General features: G+C 64.2%; 1 protein-coding gene. It reads left to right on the plus strand.

Translation table 11 applies throughout. The annotated features are described in order from the left end of the window. The coding region (locus BK660_RS30155; protein ID WP_473087018.1) for an aminotransferase-like domain-containing protein at positions 1 to 519 on the plus strand (519 nt) is incomplete at both ends.

A 519-nucleotide genomic window follows, 5' to 3' on the forward strand; every position in this document is an offset into this window, starting at 1 on the left:
ACCAAATATGCCTACGCACTGCTCGAGGACGAAGGCAGAATCCACGCCAAACCCAGGTTCGGCTATTTCACCCGGTCGATGCCGGCGGCGCCTGTGACGACCAGCTCCGGCAATCTTCTCGACCACGTCTTCGCCAGCGCCCGTCAGCCCGGCATGCTGGCGCTGAGCAGCGATGCGCCGGCGATGTTGCTGTCGCTGCAGGGGCCGTTGTTGAGGATGGAGCGTGAGCTGACTCGCCAATATCCGCCCTCGAATGCACCGCTCTATCAGCCACTCGGCGAGCCGGAATTGCGCGTCGCCCTGGCGGAACGCTACACCCGTTCCGCTCACAACCACTGGCAGGCCGAGCAGGTGTATATCGGCGCCGACCTGCGCAGCGTATTGGAGTTGTCGCTCAGTGCATTGAATCTCGGCGGCAGCGTGGCGCTGGTGGAATCGCCTTGCTCATGGGCGATCCTGCGCCAGTTGCAGGCGGCCAATATCCGCGTCCTCGAAATGCCCCTCGGCGATGACGGCCGC

The organism is Pseudomonas brassicacearum (genome assembly GCF_003732265.1).
Lineage (GTDB): Bacteria > Pseudomonadota > Gammaproteobacteria > Pseudomonadales > Pseudomonadaceae > Aquipseudomonas > Aquipseudomonas brassicacearum_D.